Source organism: Propionibacterium ruminifibrarum (assembly GCF_900289195.1).
Classification (GTDB): domain Bacteria; phylum Actinomycetota; class Actinomycetes; order Propionibacteriales; family Propionibacteriaceae; genus Propionibacterium; species Propionibacterium ruminifibrarum.
This window is the reverse complement of record NZ_OMOH01000003.1, coordinates 236,697-252,806: the sequence shown is the minus strand read 5'-3', so window position 1 is coordinate 252,806 and position 16,110 is coordinate 236,697. Positions and strand designations below refer to the sequence as shown.

The 16,110-nt window shown below is 72.1% G+C and carries 15 protein-coding genes and 1 riboswitch; of the genes, 7 read left to right on the top strand and 8 right to left on the bottom strand.

Annotation, left to right across the window (positions count from 1 at the left end; genetic code table 11):
• Positions 1–8: 8 nt before the first annotated feature.
• The 4 genes from proC to PROPJV5_RS04820 all read right to left on the bottom strand — a co-directional run bounded on the left by proC (position 9) and on the right by PROPJV5_RS04820 (position 3,696).
• Entirely contained in the window at positions 9–848 is an 840-nt protein-coding gene (gene proC / locus PROPJV5_RS04835) for a pyrroline-5-carboxylate reductase (protein ID WP_119715204.1), read from the bottom strand.
• Between the two features lie 2 nt (positions 849–850).
• The gene (locus PROPJV5_RS04830) at positions 851–1,888 is read right to left on the bottom strand and encodes an aspartate-semialdehyde dehydrogenase (protein WP_119715203.1); all 1,038 of its coding nucleotides are present in this window, start codon (positions 1,886–1,888) and stop codon (positions 851–853) included.
• A gap of 66 nt (positions 1,889–1,954) precedes the next feature.
• Entirely contained in the window at positions 1,955–2,782 is an 828-nt protein-coding gene (locus tag PROPJV5_RS04825) for a CPBP family intramembrane glutamic endopeptidase (protein ID WP_119715202.1), read from the bottom strand.
• Complete coding sequence (locus PROPJV5_RS04820; protein WP_119715201.1) at positions 2,779–3,696, bottom strand: proline dehydrogenase family protein; 918 nt, start codon at positions 3,694–3,696, stop codon at positions 2,779–2,781. Before PROPJV5_RS04820 ends, PROPJV5_RS04825 begins: the two co-directional genes overlap by 4 nt.
• 349 nt (positions 3,697–4,045) lie before the next feature.
• Here PROPJV5_RS04820 and radA point away from each other — a divergent pair, with 349 nt between their 5' ends.
• Positions 4,046–5,446 carry a DNA repair protein RadA gene (gene radA, locus PROPJV5_RS04815; RefSeq protein WP_119715200.1) on the top strand — a complete coding sequence of 467 codons (1,401 nt, stop codon included), beginning with the start codon at positions 4,046–4,048 and terminating at the stop codon, positions 5,444–5,446.
• Positions 5,447–5,483: 37 nt separating this feature from the next.
• Here the strand turns inward: radA and PROPJV5_RS04810 are convergent, their stop codons facing one another.
• Entirely contained in the window at positions 5,484–6,089 is a 606-nt protein-coding gene (locus PROPJV5_RS04810; protein WP_119715199.1) for a hypothetical protein, read from the bottom strand.
• 158 nt (positions 6,090–6,247) lie between these two features.
• Between PROPJV5_RS04810 and PROPJV5_RS04805 the strand changes: the two genes are divergently transcribed.
• Positions 6,248–7,153 (top strand): HhH-GPD family protein, encoded by a 906-nt coding sequence (locus PROPJV5_RS04805; RefSeq protein WP_119715198.1) that lies wholly within the window; start codon positions 6,248–6,250, stop codon positions 7,151–7,153.
• 81 nt (positions 7,154–7,234) lie between these two features.
• On the opposite strand, the gene PROPJV5_RS04800 is transcribed toward PROPJV5_RS04805, so the two are convergent.
• Positions 7,235–8,377 (bottom strand): NADH-dependent flavin oxidoreductase, encoded by a 1,143-nt coding sequence (locus PROPJV5_RS04800; RefSeq protein ID WP_119715197.1) that lies wholly within the window; start codon positions 8,375–8,377, stop codon positions 7,235–7,237.
• A 483-nt stretch (positions 8,378–8,860) separates the two neighbouring features.
• Here PROPJV5_RS04800 and PROPJV5_RS04795 point away from each other — a divergent pair, with 483 nt between their 5' ends.
• The 5 genes from PROPJV5_RS04795 (at position 8,861) to PROPJV5_RS04775 (ending at position 13,010) form a co-directional block, all read left to right on the top strand.
• Positions 8,861–9,211: an ArsR/SmtB family transcription factor gene (locus PROPJV5_RS04795; RefSeq protein WP_119715196.1), complete on the top strand. Its 351-nt coding sequence runs from the start codon at positions 8,861–8,863 to the stop codon at positions 9,209–9,211.
• A gap of 115 nt (positions 9,212–9,326) precedes the next feature.
• A riboswitch (TPP riboswitch) is annotated at positions 9,327–9,436 on the top strand.
• 59 nt (positions 9,437–9,495) lie between these two features.
• Positions 9,496–10,122: an ECF transporter S component gene (locus PROPJV5_RS04790; RefSeq protein ID WP_119715195.1), complete on the top strand. Its 627-nt coding sequence runs from the start codon at positions 9,496–9,498 to the stop codon at positions 10,120–10,122.
• A 1-nt stretch (position 10,123) separates the two neighbouring features.
• Positions 10,124–11,638, top strand: coding sequence for an ABC transporter ATP-binding protein (locus tag PROPJV5_RS04785; RefSeq protein ID WP_119715194.1), 1,515 nt, complete (start codon positions 10,124–10,126; stop codon positions 11,636–11,638).
• Positions 11,635–12,462 carry an energy-coupling factor transporter transmembrane component T family protein gene (locus PROPJV5_RS04780; RefSeq protein WP_119715193.1) on the top strand — a complete coding sequence of 276 codons (828 nt, stop codon included), beginning with the start codon at positions 11,635–11,637 and terminating at the stop codon, positions 12,460–12,462. The genes PROPJV5_RS04785 and PROPJV5_RS04780 overlap by 4 nt, the downstream gene beginning before the upstream one ends.
• Positions 12,459–13,010 (top strand): nucleoside/nucleotide kinase family protein, encoded by a 552-nt coding sequence (locus PROPJV5_RS04775; protein WP_220474334.1) that lies wholly within the window; start codon positions 12,459–12,461, stop codon positions 13,008–13,010. Before PROPJV5_RS04780 ends, PROPJV5_RS04775 begins: the two co-directional genes overlap by 4 nt.
• Before the next feature lie 26 nt (positions 13,011–13,036).
• Here PROPJV5_RS04775 and aroD read toward each other — a convergent pair whose 3' ends face one another.
• Positions 13,037–13,792, bottom strand: coding sequence for a type I 3-dehydroquinate dehydratase (gene aroD, locus PROPJV5_RS04770; RefSeq protein WP_119715192.1), 756 nt, complete (start codon positions 13,790–13,792; stop codon positions 13,037–13,039).
• An 89-nt stretch (positions 13,793–13,881) separates the two neighbouring features.
• Positions 13,882–16,110, bottom strand: a 2,229-nt coding sequence (locus PROPJV5_RS04765) for an ATP-dependent Clp protease ATP-binding subunit (protein ID WP_239018396.1), incomplete at its 5' end; no start/stop codon positions are given.

Below are 16,110 nucleotides of genomic sequence, written 5' to 3'. Positions count from 1 at the left end.
TGAGGGGCTCAGCCGAGTTGCTCGGCGCGCCGGACGCAGGCGTCGACCGCGTCGACGACGGCCGCGCGCACGGCCCGCTGGTCGAGCACGCGCAGCCCGGCCGCCGTGGTGCCGCCGGGCGAGGTGACCGCCTCGCGGGCCAGGGAGGGGTGCTGACCGGTCTCGTCGAGCAGTTGGGCCGAGCCCCTGACGGTCTGGACGACCAGTTCGGTGGCGAGGCTCCTGGGCAGGCCTTGGGCGACGCCCGCCTCGATGAGCGCCTCGATGCCGTGGAACACCCAGGCCGGCCCGGAGCCGCTGAGGGCGGCGAGGGCGTTCTGCTGCGACTCGGGCACCACGACGGCCCTGCCGACGGCGCTCATCAGGGCGACGGCGGTGTCGAGGTCGTCCCGGGTGGCGCAGGAGCCGGCGCTGATGCCGGCCATGCCGGCTCCGACGGCCGAGGGCGTGTTGGGCATGACGCGCACCAGGCGCGCCCCCGGATCGAGGTGGGATTCGAGGGCCGCGGTGGTCAGTCCGGCGCAGAGGCTGATGACGAGTTTCTGGTCGCCGAGCTGGGCGCGGACCTCGTCGAGGAGTTCGCCGGCCGCATGGGGCTTGACGCCGAGGACGACGACGTCGGCCCAGGCGGCGGCCCCGGTGTTGGTCTCGAAGGGACGCACCCCCAGCTGCTCGGCGAGCCGTTCGCGAGTGGCCGGGGTGCTGCTTGTGACGCCGATCAGCTCACCCGGGTGTCCCGAGGCGACCAGTCCGGCGACGATGGTGCCGCCCATGGTGCCGGCACCCAGGAAACCCAGGCGGGGCGGGGCGGCGGCCTCTCCCGCCCGGGTCTCCTGTGCCGATGTCATCGTCAGGACCTGCCGGCGACGACGAGTTCCGCGATCTGGATGGCGTTGAGCGCGGCGCCCTTGCGCAGATTGTCGGCGGTGACGAACATCGCCAGCCCGTGCGGCCCGGGCACCGACTGGTCCATGCGGATGCGCCCGACCAGGCTCGGGTCGATGCCGGCGCCGTCGCGCGGGGTCGGCACGTCCTTGATCTGGACGCCGGGAGCGTCGGCGAGGATCTCGAGGGCGCCCTCGACGCTGACCTCGCCGGAGAACTCGGCGTTCACCGCCAGGCCGTGGCTGGTGAACGTGGGGATGCGCACGCAGGTGCCCGCGACGGCCAGCTCGGGGATGTGCAGGATCTTGCGGGACTCATTGCGCAGCTTCTGCTCCTCGTCGGTCTCGAGTGAGCCGTCGTCGACGACACTGCCGGCCAGCGGCACCGCGTTGAAGGCGATCGGCGCGACGTACGGGCCGAGGTCGTCGGGGTAGGCGATGGCGTCGCCGTGGAAGGTGAGCTCGTGGATGTCGCCCTCGCAGGCCGCACGGGTCTGCTCCTCGAGGGCGCGCACACCGGCCAGGCCCGAACCCGAGGTGGCCTGGTAGGTCGCCACGATCAGGCGGGTGAGGCCCCAGGCGTCGTGGAGGGGCTTGAGCACCGGCATGGCGGCCATCGTGGTGCAGTTCGGGTTGGCGATGATGCCCTTGGGCGGGTTCACGACGTCCCCGGGGTTGACCTCGGAGACGACCAGCGGCACCTCGGGATCCATGCGCCAGCAGGAGGAGTTGTCGACGACGGTCGCGCCGGTGGCGGCGACCTTGGGGGCGTACTCCTTCGAGGCGCCCTTGCCCGCGGAGAAGATGGCCACGTCGAGACCGCTGAAGTCGGCCGTCGCCATGTCCTCGACGGTGATCTGCTGATCCTTCCAGGGCAGTGTGCGTCCTGCGCTGCGTGACGACGCGAAGTAGCGCATCTGCGTGACGGGGAAGTTCCTCTCGTCGAGCAACGTGCGCATCACGCCGCCCACCTGACCTGTTGCTCCAAAAACACCAACTCGCATGGGCCGAGTCTAAAACGCGCCCCCCGGTGCCGAGGGCTGGGGCCGCCCCGTGGATGCCGGTCCCGTTCAGAGCCAGCTCACCGCGTCGTGCAGCAGGGCGTATCCGACGAAGCTGACGACGTCGAGCAGGGTGTGCGCGATGACGAGCGGCCACAGCCGTCCCGTTCGGCGCCAGTACAGGCAGCAGGCGACGCCCATCACGGCGTTGCCGATGAAACCGCCGAAGCCCTGGTACAGGTGGTAGGCGCCGCGGATCAGGGCGCTGACCGCGATGGCGGCGCCCGGGTGCCAGCCGCACTGGCGCCAGCGGGTGAGCAGATAGGCGACCATGACGGTTTCCTCGAGCAGCCCGTTCGCGAAGGCCGCCAGGACGTAGAGCGGGACGGTCCAGGCGTGCTCCGACAGGTTGCCGGCCGCCACGGTCGTGTTGATGCCGATCCATCGGGCGAGGACGTAGAAGCCCAGGCCGGGGACGCCGATGGCCGCCGCCAGTCCGGCGCCGATGGTGGCGTCGCGGCCCAGGCGCCCGGCGTCCAGGCCGATGGCCCGCCACGGGTCACGGCCGGGACGCCACACGGTGGCCAGCAGGTACAGGACGATGACCACGGGCGCGGCGAGGAAGAGGTAGTCGGCCAGTTTGTAGGCGAGGTCGAGCCAGGGCCGGTCGGGGGTCGCCGAGTTGTTGATGGTGGTCGTCTGCTCGTTGAGGGCCGGGCCCAGTGTCAGCTTGTTGAGGATCGACAGCACCGAGTAGACGGCCGACTGGCCGAGGCAGACGGCGAGCACGCCGAGGGTCTCCAGCCCCAGGTGGGGGCGGCGCCGCGCGGCCGTCGCACCCGAGGCCACCACCGCGCCGCGGCCGGCCGGCTCCGCAGCCGTTCCGTGAACGCTCATCGCCGCCCCAGCAGGCTGCGGGCGTACAGCGCCCCGTTGGCCGGGTGGTCGGCGACGCGCTGCAGGAAGTAGGCGTACCAGCCCGGGCCGAAGGGCACGCAGGTGCGCATCGTCCGGCCGATGTCGGCCAGGCGGCGCTGCTCGAGGGGGCGCACCCCGTAGAGCATCTGGAACTCGTGGTCGGCCGGTCCGCGGTGGTGCTGTGCGGCCAGGTCGAGGGCTATCTCGACGAGCCGCGGATCGTGGGTGGCGACGACCGGGTAGGCGCCGGAGGCCATGAGCACGCGCAGGCAGCGCACGTACGACAGGTCGACGGCGTGCCTGCTCCCGAACACGTCGCGGCCGGCGCCCCTGTCGCCCTTGCACAGCCGGACCCGGGCGCCGGCGGCGGCCAGTGCCCGACAGTCGGACTCGGTGCGGCGCAGGCCGGCCAGCAGGACGATGCCGGTGCGCGGGAAGTCCCCGCGCAGCCGCTCGGTCACCTCCAGGGCGGGTTCGACCTCGTCCGGCCCGCCCACGTTGACCGTGACGTCGGCGCCCGCACCGGTCGCAGCGGCGCAGATGCGGGCCAGCCGGGCGTACAGCCCCTCGCGGTCCCCCGCCGGGGCGAGGAGCGCGGAGGGTTTGACGTTGATGTCGGCGCCGGCGCTCAACCCGGCCTCGGCGAGCGCGTCGAGGCAGCCCAGGTAGGAGCGTTCATTGGTGCCGGCCGTGGTTTCGCCGGCGGCCTCGGGCAGCAGCGCGTCGACGCTGACCGCCAGGCCCTTGTACCGCTGGTCGGCGAGCACCTCGGTGAGGTCGTCGAGCGTCTCGCCGGCGACGTAGCGTCCGATCAGTTCGCGGGTCGCGGGAGCCTCGACGAGCAGGCGGCGGAAACCGTCGAGCCGTGACAGGCGCATGAGCATCCGTCGCATCACCGCTCCGCTCGTGTCGGGGTGCCGCGGCACCACTGGGCTCGAACGACCACGCGGCGCCCGCCCCGCACCGCCCGGTCTCGCTCAAGGGTAGTGGACCCCGCGGGCGGGCGGCCCGGCGATGGCAGCAGTGCGCCGGCACGCGACCGGATGGGTCCTCGCCGCTCGTGGTCGAGATGGTTCGCGTGGCGGCGTCGGCGGGCGCGAGGACAGGCCCCGGGGGGTGTTGAGGCACACCTGGTCCCAGGTGAGGCGGCCGCGGCGCGCGGATGGGCCGGCGACGTGCGGCGGTGAGCGGCCCGCCCCGGGCCGGGCCGGGAATGTCGGTGCCGGCCCGTACCTTTGACTCATGGCCAGGAAACAGCAAGACGCCTACCGGTGCAGCGAGTGCGGGTGGACGAGCCCGGTGTGGGTCGGGCGTTGCGGGCGGTGCCAGACCTGGGGCAGCGTCGTCGAGCGCGACGCCCCCGCGCCGGCATCGGTCGCCTCGCAGGAACCGGCGTCGAAGGCGGTGCCGATCGCGCAGGTCTCCGCGCAGGCGGTCAACCGCCGCCTCACGGGCATCGGTGAGCTCGACCGTGTTCTCGGGGGCGGCCTGGTGCCCGGTGTCGTCGCGCTGCTGGCCGGTGAGCCGGGCGTCGGCAAGTCGACGCTGCTGCTCGAGGTCGCGGCGCAGTGGGCGCGGGGCGGCAGCCGCACGCTGTACATCACTGGCGAGGAGTCGGCCTCGCAGGTGAGGCTGCGCGCCGAGCGCACCGGCGCGCTGGCCGACGAACTGTACCTGGCGGCCGAGAACGACCTCGGCACCGTGCTCGGCCACATCGAGCAGACCGAACCCACCCTTCTGGTGCTCGACTCCATCCAGACGGTCGGCGCCGCCCAGACCGACGGCATCATGGGCGGTTCGGCGCAGGTGCGCGAGGTGACCGCCGCCCTCGTGCGTGTCGCGAAGGCCCGCGGCATGGCCGTCATCATCGTCGGGCACGTCACGAAGGACGGCGCGATCGCCGGGCCCCGCACCCTCGAGCACCTGGTCGATGTCGTCCTCAACTTCGAGGGCGACCGGCACTCTGGTTTCCGCATGGTGCGGGCCGTCAAGAACCGCTACGGCCCCTCCGACGAGGTGGGTTGCTTCGAGATGGCCGAGAACGGCATCGTCGAGGTGCCCGATCCGTCGGGCCTGTTCACCACCCGCCACGACGAGCCGGTGCCGGGCACCTGCGTCACCGTGACGATGGAGGGGCGCCGTCCGCTGCTCGCCGAGGTGCAGGGCCTGGCCGCCAAGGTGCGCAAGGAGGTGCCGGTGCGCCGGGTCACCAGCGGCATCGAGTTCTCCCGCGTCTCGATGGTGCTCGCCGTCCTGCAGTCGAAGGCGCGGCTGCGTCTGTTCGACCGGGACGTCTACGTGAGCACCGTCGGTGGTGCGCGCATCACCGATCCGAGCGCCGACCTGGCGGTGGCGATCGCCGTCGCCTCGGCACTGGTCGACCGCAACTTCCCGCACAAGGTGCTCGCCCTCGGCGAGGTCGGCCTGGCAGGTGACCTGCGCCGCGTGCCGGGCCTCGAACGTCGCCTCGCCGAGGCCGCCAGGCTCGGTTTCGAACTGGCCGTCGTCCCGGCGAACAGTCGGGACCGCAGGGCCCCGCTCCCCGGCCGTCTCGAGGTCGTCGAGGTCACCAGTGTCGCCCAGGCCCTCGGCGTGCTCGACCTGCGCAGGCCGAACCGCAGGGGCGCCGGCGACCCGGAGTGACGGCCGCCCGCTCCCCACGCCCGGGGCCGCCGGTTTCTCAGACCAGCGCGAACTGCGAGGTGGCGTAGCCGCCGCCGTCGATCTCGACGGTCACGGCGTAGCTGCCCGCGGCAGCGGCCTCACCGGTGTCGGAGCAGCCCTCAGCGACGCGCGTGCCCGGCCAGGTGATGGTCAACGGCACCGGGTCGGCGCCCATGAGTGCGAGCTGCCCGGCCGGTGCCGCGTCGGTGCAGGTGGCGGTGCTCCAGTACTCGTCCGTTCCCGAGTTCACCGTGACGGACAGGGCGTGCTCGTCGAGGTCGAGCGAGCACGGGGTCCCGGCGCTGGCGGCCAGGTGCACGGTCAGTTCAACGGCCTGGCCGGCCTCGGTGCCGTCGGGTGCGGTGACGTCCAGGACCACGTCGTCCAGGACGCACTGGCCGTCGTCGGTGGGTTCGGGGACCGTGCCGGGCTCCTGCGCCTGTGCGGTCGTTCCCGGGTTCGCGGTGCCGACGGCCTCGGCGCCGTCTCCGTCGCCTCGCACGCGGCCCACGATGAGACTGATGGCCGCGATGATCGCGATGACGATGAACATGATCACGGCGCGGCGGCGCCAGTACACGGCCTCGCCCTCGGGCCCCTGCGGGTGCAGGAGTGTGTTCATGCCCCTCATGCTAAGGGCGCCGCGGCCCGCGTCGCACGCGACGCGCCTCGTCGCCGCGCTCAATCCGCCCCTCGGAGCAGGCCGATGGCGAACCAGGGCCGCCGCGACCCGCAGCTGCCCAGCCGTCGCAGCCGGCCGTCTCGCATAGGCTTGCCGGCATGCCCGCCGACAAGCCCGCCGCCGCACCAGGCCCCGCAGAGCGCGCCCGGATCGTCGGGACCGTCGCGCAGTGGTTCACCACCGCGGCGCGCCCGCTGCCGTGGCGCGACCCGTCGGTGGGCCCGTGGGGGGTGATGGTCAGCGAGTTCATGACCCAGCAGACACCGGTGGCCCGCGTCATCGAGCCCTGGCGCGCCTGGCTGCGCCGCTGGCCCGAACCGGCGTCGCTGGCCGCCGAACCGTCGAGTGAGGCCGTCGCCGCGTGGGGGCGCCTCGGCTACCCGCGCCGCGCCCTGCGCCTGCATGGTGCGGCGGTGGCAATCGTCGCGCGCCACGGCGGCCGGGTGCCCGCCGAACCCGAACAGTTGCGGGCGCTGCCGGGCGTCGGCGAGTACACCGCCGCCGCCATCGCCAGTTTCGCCTTCGGCGCCCGGGCCGTCGTCCTGGACACGAACGTGCGGCGCGTGCTGGCCCGCATCGACCGGGGCAGGCAGTACCCGGCGAACTCGACGACCGCCGCGGAACGGCGGCTGGCGGCCCGCTGGCTGCCCGCGGACGCCGCGACCGCGGCCCGCTGGGCGGCCTCGTCGATGGAACTCGGGGCGCTGGTGTGCACGGCGGCCGCCCCGGACTGCGCCCACTGCCCGGTGGCCGGCCACTGCCGCTGGCTGGCGGCAGGGCGGCCCGCCCACGAGGGCCCGGCCCGGCGCGGGCAGGCGTACGCGGGCACGGACCGTCAGGCCCGCGGCCGCCTGCTCGACCAGCTGCGCCGCAACCGGGCCGGCGTCGAGACCGAGACGCTGCTCGGCTGCTGGGACGTGGACCGGGCGCAGGCCCGTCGCGCCCTGGACGGCCTGCTGGCCGACGGGCTGGCGCACCGCCACGGCGAACTCATCACCCTGTGATCCCGCGGCGGGAGACCATCCCGGGACCGCCACCATGAGGGTGCCCCACGCGGCCCGGCGCCCGGCCCACGCGGCGCGGGCTCAGAACTTCTCGGTCACGTAGCTCACGCCGTACTGCTTCGACGGCGGGTAGAAGTCGGCCCCCATCCTGGTGCCCTCGAGCATGGCCGGTGTGTAGCGGTACTCATCGGCCCTGTCCCAGTCGAAGACGGTCTGGATCTCATCCTGGCGGCCGGTCTCGATGAGTTCGGCGAGATTGGGGTTGAGCAGGACGCTCTTGCCGACGGCGATGAACTCCGCCCAGCCCGTCCGGTAGGCCTCGAGGATCTGGTCGGCGGTGTAGAGATTGCCGACCCCGATGAGTGGCAGGCGACCGGCGATGCGGTCATGAAGAACCTGCATACGGGTCAGCTCCTGGTTGGCACCGCGACGGACCCGCTTGTAGAAGTCCCACAGCGAGACGTGCAGGTACTGCAGGGGCTTGTCCACGAGCGCGTCGACGAGGTTCAGGGTGTCGGCCATCGTGAGGCCGCGCGCCCCCGGCTCCTCCGGCGAGAACCGGTACCCGATGATGAAGTCGGGCCGATCGTGCTCGCGCCGCACGGCGTCGATCGCGTCGATGATCTCCAGGGAGAATCTCATGCGCTTGGCCAAGTCCCCACCCCAGTGGTCCGTGCGCAGATTGGTGGCCGCGGAGACGAACTGCTGCACGAGGAAGCCATTGGCACCGTGGATCTCGACGCCGTCGAACCCGGCCCGCAGGGCGAGTTCAGCGGCATTGGCGAAACTGTGGATCAGTTCGCGCACCTCGGCATCGGTCATGGTGCGGAAGGCGTCGAGAACATGCCCGGTGGGGGCGATGACGTCGTAGCCCTTGGTCATTGCCCGATTGGCGTGGGCGCCGGCGTGGGCGAGCTGGACGACGGCCTTGACCCCCTGCCCGTGGGCGATCTCGGCGTACTCGGTGAGCGCAGGGAGATTGGACTCGCTGATCGCCTGCGGGGACTCGAAGCCGATGGCACTGGGGTGAACATTCGTGAAGGGCATGATGTACAGCCCGAAGCCACGGATGCGGTCCTTCCAGAACCGGCGGTTGGCCTCGGTGATCTCACCATCGGGCCCCTGGTCGTAGATCGTCAGTGGGGCGACGGTGAGGCGGTTCTTGATCTCGACGCCGTTGTTCAAGGTGTAGGGCTCGAAGAGGGGCGCGTACGTGGGATCCATGGGGGTCCTGTCTTTCGTGAAGTAAGTCCGGAGGAAGTGAGTCCGGATGGTTGTTCGTTTCCGTGGAGGGGATGCGCGGGCCGGCGTCCGGCACTTCGCTCCGGACGAGCGGGCCGGGAGCATGACGACTCCCGGCCAGAACCGGCCGTGGGCGGTCATGACGTGCCGGGGCCGGACACCGCAGATAATTCGATCCACATCAATTTTGATTATAATCAAAGTACTGGGGACGTTCCAGCCCGGACCCGCCCGGCTCGCGCCGAGAGCCCCTGCACTGCACCATCGTGGCCGGTGCGACTCACGATCGGTCCCGGCACGCGCGGGGAGCTAGGGTTGTCACCGTCGCGACCAGATCCCGTTCACCCGGGCGACCCTGAGCCCGTGCTCGCGCGGGCCGGTCGGCGCAGCGTCCGGGACGATCGTCTCGGCATGGCCCCCGGCCGGTCATGCGAAGGTTCGTCGGCGATCATGAGGAAGGGCCAGATGGCGAGAACCGAACCCGGCGATGAGCCCGAGGTGCACGAGATGCAGTTCTCACGCGCCCTCGAGGCCGTGGCGGATCCGATCAGGCTCAGCATCGTCGTGCAGCTCGCCGCGTCCGATCGGCCGATGAGCTGCAGCGCGATCGAACTCCCGGTCAAGGCCTCCACGGCCACCCACCATTTCGCGGCGCTGCGCAGGGCCGGCCTGATTCACCAGTACTGGGTCGGGACGTCCCGGATGAACGTCCTGAGGACGGCCGACGTGGAGGCGGCATTCCCCGGTTTCCTCCCCGCCGTGATCAGGGGGGCCACCGGGGAAGGGCCGGAGGCGAGCGCCGATTCGGCGGTGTGACCGGCCCCGGCCGAGCGGGCCGGGACGCACGAACCGGGCGACCGCCTGTCCGCAGCCGCGGTGACCGTCGCCCCATCCGGGGCATTCGTGCACCGCCCGGCGCAGCCCTATACTGGGCGCAGAACACGGGAGTCCGGTGCACCGGGCTGAGAGGAAGGCGACGAGCCTTCGACCGTCGAACCTGATCCGGGTCATGCCGGCGCAGGGAGGCCTCTTGCGGAGCAGCTTCGCACCGTGCCCACCAGCCAGGACCGCACCGGCGGTCCGTCACCGAGAGGGCACACATGTCATCGTCATCATCCGCTGCCGACCAGACCCGCCCCGCCAGGACCGGCCGCCACGGTTGGCGAGTCGTCGACATCGTCGTCGCCGCCGTCCTGGCGGTCGCCGTCGGCCTGATCTTTTGGCTCTGGAATGCCGCCGGCGGCGCCTGGTACGGGGCGATGAGCGCGCTGACCCCGGGCCTCGGGGGCCTGGCGACCGGCATCTGGTACCTCGGCGGCCCCCTGGGTGGCCAGGTCATCCGCAAACCGGGAGCCGCGGTCTTCGTCGAACTCGTCGCCGCCCTGGTCTCCACGGCCATCGGCAACCAGTGGGGCATCACGACCCTCACCTCGGGCCTGTTCCAGGGCCTCGGCGCAGGGCTGGTCTTCGCCCTCTTCCGATACCGGGTCTGGTCGCTGCCCGTCACGATGCTCGCCGGGGCCGGCGCCGGTGTCGGAGCCTGGCTCAACGAACTGTTCATCGGCACCACGCCGAACATCACGCTGGGACTGGCGTACAACGCGATCTACCTGGTCACCAACATCATCAGCGGCCTCCTGCTGGCCGGCCTGCTCGCCTGGGTCATCACCCGGGCGCTGGCCCGCACCGGTGCGCTGAACCGTTTCGCCTCGGGACGTGCGGCCTGAGATGACGCATGCGGTCGAGGTTCGGGACTGGGGCTGGCGCTACGCCGGCCGCAGCGCCTGGGCCGCCCGCGACATCTCGTTCACCCTCGGCGAGGGCGAACGGGTGCTCCTGCTCGGCGCCTCGGGCGCCGGCAAGTCGACGCTGCTCGCGGCGCTGGCCGGCGTGCTCGGGGACGAGGACGAGGGAGAGCAGACCGGCTCGGTGCTGGTGGGCGGCAAACACCCCACCCGCATGCGCGGCGCCGTGGGACTGGTCATGCAGGACCCCGACGCGCAGGTCATCAGCCAGCGCATCGGCGACGACGTGGCCTTCGGCTGCGAGAACCTGGGCATGGCCCGCGAGCACATCTGGCCGGCCGTCCGCGCCGCCCTGGACGCGGTGAGCCTGCACCTGCCGCTGGAGCACCCGACGAGCGCCCTGTCCGGCGGGCAGAAGCAGCGCCTGGCGATCGCGGGCGCCCTGGCCATGTGGTCCGGCAGCCCAGCCGACACGCGTCTGCTCTGCCTCGACGAGCCGACCGCCAATCTCGACCCGGCCGGTGTGAACCGGGTGCGCGAGGCCGTGGCGAACGTCGTCGCCGACCGCCGCACGACGCTCGTCATCGTCGAGCACCGCGTCGAGGTCTGGTCCGACCTCGTCGACCGGGTCATCGTGCTGGCCCCCGGCGGGGGCGTCCTCGCCGACGGCGCGCCCGCCGAGGTCTTCGCCGAACGCGGCCCCGAACTCGCGGCGGCCGGGGCATGGGTACCCGGGGTCGCTCCCGACATCGAACCGCGAAACAGCCCGCCCCCTGCCGGCCGCCCGCTCCTGACCGGTCACCGGCTCACGATCGGCTACCAGACCGGGCGGCCGGTCCAGAGCGGACTGGAGGTGGCCATCCCGCCCGGCCGCTCGACCGTCGTCGTCGGACCGAACGGCACGGGCAAGACCACGCTGGCCCTCACCCTGGCCGGTCTGCTCGCCCCGCTCGCCGGACGGGTCGAGGCCGCCGAGCAGCTGCGGCCGCGGCACACCGGCTTCCTCACCCGTGCCATGCGGCGACGCTTCGACCCGGCCTCACCGGCCACCTGGGCCAGCCGCGACCTGCTGACCCGGCTCGGGGTCGTCTTCCAGAACCCGGAACACCAGTTCGTCGAGACGAGCGTGCGCGCAGAACTCGGTGTCGGGCTGAGGGCGCTCGGCCGGCCGGGCACCGAGATCACCGGCCGGGTCGACGCCCTGCTGGAGCGCCTGCACCTGACCGGCGTGGCCGACGCGAATCCCTTCACCCTCTCGGGCGGCGAGAAACGCCGCCTGTCGGTCGGCACCGTCCTGGCCACCGGCCCCTCGCTCATCGTCCTGGACGAACCGACCTTCGGGCAGGACCGCGTCACCTGGACCGACCTGGTTCGTCTGGTGCAGGCCATCCTGGACGAGGGCCGCACGATCATCTCCGTCACCCACGACGACACCTACGTGCGGCTGCTGGGCGAGAACCTCCTCGCCCTGGAGCCGACCGGCCGGGAGGCGGCATGAGTGCCACCGCCGCCACGCGGTCCGGGCGGGCCGCTCCGCCCGCCGGCGACACGAAACCGGCCGCCCCAGCGCTCGACCGCCTCAACCCCGTCTCGCGGCTCCTGCTGACCGTGTTCGTCGCACTGCCGGTGCTCATCAGCCTGGACTGGCTGAGCGCGAGCATCATGCTCGTCGGCCTGTTCGCCGTCTTCCGCGCCGCCGGTGTCCGGACGGCCACGATGGCCCGCCGCATGATCCCGGTCGCCGTCGCCGCACTGCTCGCAGCCGTGACGATGGCCCTCTACGGCAAACCTGGCGGCACCGTCTACTGGCACTGGTGGCTCGTCGTCATCACGCAGCGCTCGCTGACCATGGCCGGCGCCGTCATCCTGCGGGTCCTCGTCCTCGGCCTGTCGGCGGTCGTCCTGCTCGGCGGACTCGACCTGACGGCGATGGCCGACGGCCTGGCCCAGGTGCTCAGGCTCCCGGCCCGTTTCGTGCTCGGCGCGCTGGCCGGCATGCGCATGCTGAGCCTGTTCCTCGAGGACTGGCGCACCCTGGGGCAGGCCCGCCGGGCGCGTGGCCTGGGTGACACCGGCCGGCTCAGACGCTGGGCGACGATGGCCTTCGCACTGCTCGTCTTCGCGATCCGGCGTGGCACGAGACTGGCCACGGCCATGGAGGCCCGCGGTTTCGACGCCCAGCACGCCCGCAACCGCACCTGGGCGCGCCCGTCCAGGCTGGGTCGAGCCGATGCGGTCGGGGTGGCCATCGCCCTCACGCTCGTCGCCGTGTCCCTCACCGCCGCGATCGTGGCGGGAACCTTCGCGCCGGTGACCTCATGACGATGCGCCTGCCGGCCGCGCTGGGCGCGCTGGCCGACCGGGTCATCGCGGACGCGGCCGACAGGCGCATGGTCGTCCTGCTGGACGGCGGCTCCGGCAGCGGCAAGAGCCGGCTGGCCGATGAGCTCGCGGCCGCCCTTGCCGAACGCGGCGTCACCGGCCTGCAACTGGTCCGGATGGACGACGTCTATCCCGGCTGGCGGGGCCTCGCCGATGCGGCCGCCCAGGTGCCGGCGCTGATCACCGGCACCGACCCGGGTTACTGGCGCTGGGACTGGCAGGAGCACCACCGCACCACCAGGGTCGTGCTCGATCCCGCCGCTCCCCTGCTCGTCGAGGGCTGCGGGGCCCTCACCCGCGACTCGGCGCCGCTCGCGACGACGCGCCTGTGGCTCACGATGGGCCCCGAGGACCGCAAGACGCGTGCGCTGGGCCGCGACGGCGAACTGTTCGCCCCGCACTGGGACGACTGGGCGGACCAGGAACGCGCCCACTGGCGCGCCAACCGTCCTGCGCGCCTGGCCGACATCCGCGCGCGCTGGTGCTGAGAAGGAGCCGACGGCCCCGCCCCGGCTCAGGCCCGCCGCAGCCGGTCGATGACAGCGACGGCCGCCACCAGGTCCTCCACCGGCACCTGCCCGGGGGCGGAGGCGTGCCCGCCGAGCGAGGCGAATCCCGCCGCGGACCCGAAGTCACCGCCCATGAGGCGGCTGGCGAGCCCCAGCGGCCCCATGGCCATCGCGATGACGGGCTGGTCCAGTTCGGCGTCGGCCAGGGCGCAGGCCTCGAGCAGACGGGCCACGTCGGCCGGGGCCTGCGGCATGACGGCGATCTTGCACACATCCGCGCCCGCGGCGGCCTGGGCGCGCAGCCGATCGAGCATCTCGCCCACGCCGGGCGTCGCGGCGACGTCGTGGAAGGAGCCGACGACGTACCCGCCCGCCTCGTGCACCGCCGCGACGAGACCCGCCGCGCCGGGGCGTGCGCACTCGACGTCCACCAGTTCGACGCCGGCTGAGGCGGCCAGGGCGGCCACCAGATCGGCGTAGGCGCCCGTTCCGCGGCCGAACCGGCCGCCCTCCGCAGTGGTCCGCACGGTTGTCAGCAGCGGCCGTGCGGCGTGGGCCGCCACCTCGGTGGCCAGCTTCCCCGCGCGGGCGGGCGTGGGCTCGTCGAACAGGTCGACGCGCCATTCGACGATGTCGGCCGGGCTCGCCGCGGCACCGGTGGCCTGGGCGAGTACCTGCTCGTCGTCGGGGCCGGTGAGGGGGACGATGATGGCGGGCCTCGGCCCGCCGAGCTCGACGGTGGCCAGTTCGATCGTCGACATGGTTCTCAGGCTACCGCCGTGGTCGGGCCCGGACAGCAAGGAGGCCGGTGCGCCTGGTGCGCACCGGCCTCTGGCCGATCATGTCCGGATCACTCCTGCGGGACGTCACCGCCGGTCAGCTGAGCCAGATCGGCGTCGGCCACGGCGGCCTTGGGGGTGCCGGCGAACGTGAAGGGCTCGGAGCTCTTCTCGTCGGCCCCCTCGGCCACGTCGACGACGACGATCTCGCCGGGCTTCAGCTCGTTGTAGAGGATCCGCTCGCTGATCGGGTCCTCGATGTCGCGCTGGATGGCCCTGCGCAGCGGCCTGGCGCCGAGCACCGGGTCGAAGCCGCGCCGCCCGATGAGCTGCTTGGCCGCGTCGGTGAGCTCGATGCTCATGTCGCGCTCGGACAGGCGCTTCTCGATCTGGCCGACCATGAGGTCGACGATGCGCAGGATGTCGTCCTGGGTGAGCTGGTGGAAGACGACGACCTCGTCCACGCGGTTGAGGAACTCGGGGCGGAAGTGCGTCTTGAGTTCCTCGGACACCTTGGCCTTCATCGAGTCGTAGCCGCTCTCGGTGTCGCCTGCGCGGCTGAAGCCGAGGTTGACGGTACGGCTGATGTCCCGCGAGCCGAGGTTCGTGGTCATGACGATCACGGTGTTCTTGAAGTCGACCACACGGCCCTGGGCGTCGGTCAGGCGCCCCTCGTCGAGGATCTGCAGCAGCGAGTTGAAGATGTCCGGGTGGGCCTTCTCGATCTCGTCGAAGAGGATGACGCTGAACGGCTTGCGGCGCACCTTCTCGGTGAGCTGGCCGCCCTCCTCGTAGCCGACGTAGCCGGGCGGGGAGCCGAACATGCGGCTGGCCGTGTGCTTTTCGGAGTACTCGCTCATGTCGAGGGTGATGAGGGCGTCCTCGTCGCCGAACAGGAACTCGGTCAGCGCCTTCGTCAGCTCGGTCTTGCCGACGCCGGAGGGGCCGGCGAAGATGAACGAGCCCGAGGGGCGGTTGGGGTCCTTCAGGCCGGCACGGGTGCGGCGGATCGACCGGGAGATGGCCTTCACCGCCTCGTCCTGGCCGATGTAGCGCTTGTGCAGCTCGTCCTCCATGTGGAGCAGCCGCTGCGACTCCGCCTCGGTCAGGCGCGACACCGGCACACCGGTGGAGCCGGAGAGGACCTCGGCGATCTGCTCCTCACCGATGATGGCGGGCACGTCGGAGGCGCCCTCCTTCCAGGCGGCCTCCTTCTCGGCGCGTGCGGCGAGGATCTTGCGTTCGTCGTCGCGCAGCTTCGCGGCGGCCTCGAAGTCCTGGTGGTCTATGGCCGACTCCTTCTCGGCACGGACCCCGGCGAGTTTCTCGTCGAACTCGCGCAGGTCCGGCGGAGCGGTCATCCGCGCGATCCGCATGCGGGCACCGGCCTCGTCGATCAGGTCGATGGCCTTGTCGGGGAGGAAGCGGTCCTGCACGTAGCGGTCACCGAGGTTGGCCGCCGCGGTGAGCGCCTCGTCGGTGATGGTCACCTTGTGGTGCTCCTCGTAGCGGTCGCGCAGCCCCTTGAGGATCTCGATGGTCAACGCGATGGACGGCTCGTCCACCTGGATCGGCTGGAAGCGGCGTTCGAGGGCCGCGTCCTTCTCGATGTGCTTGCGGTACTCGTCGAGTGTCGTGGCGCCGATGGTCTGCAGCTCGCCGCGGGCCAGCATGGGCTTGAGGATCGAGGCCGCGTCGATCGCGCCCTCGGCGGCGCCGGCGCCGACGAGGGTGTGGATCTCGTCGATGAACAGGACGATGTCGCCGCGGGTCTTGATCTCCTTGAGCACCTTCTTGAGACGCTCCTCGAAGTCGCCGCGGTACCGCGAGCCGGCGACGAGGGCGCCCAGGTCGAGCGAGTAGATCTGGTGGTTGCGCAGGGTCTCGGGCACATCGCCGCGGACGATCGCCTGGGCCAGGCCCTCGACGACGGCGGTCTTGCCGACGCCGGGTTCGCCGATCAGCACCGGGTTGTTCTTGGTGCGACGGCTCAGCACCGTCATCACGCGCTCGATCTCCTTCTGGCGGCCGATGACCGGGTCGAGCTTGCCCTCACGGGCGGCCTGGGTCAGGTTGCGGCCGAACTGGTCGAGCGTGCTGTTCGACGGGTTGGAACTCGGGGCCTCCGGGGCACCGGCGGTGGCCGGCTGTGCGCCGCTCTCCTCCTGGTAGCCGCTCAGCAGTGCCAGCACCGTGGTGCGGACACGGTTGAGGTCGGCGCCGAGCTTGATCAGCACCTGGGCCGCCACGCCCTCGCCCTCACGGATCAGGCCCAGCAGGATGTGCTCGGTGCCGATGTA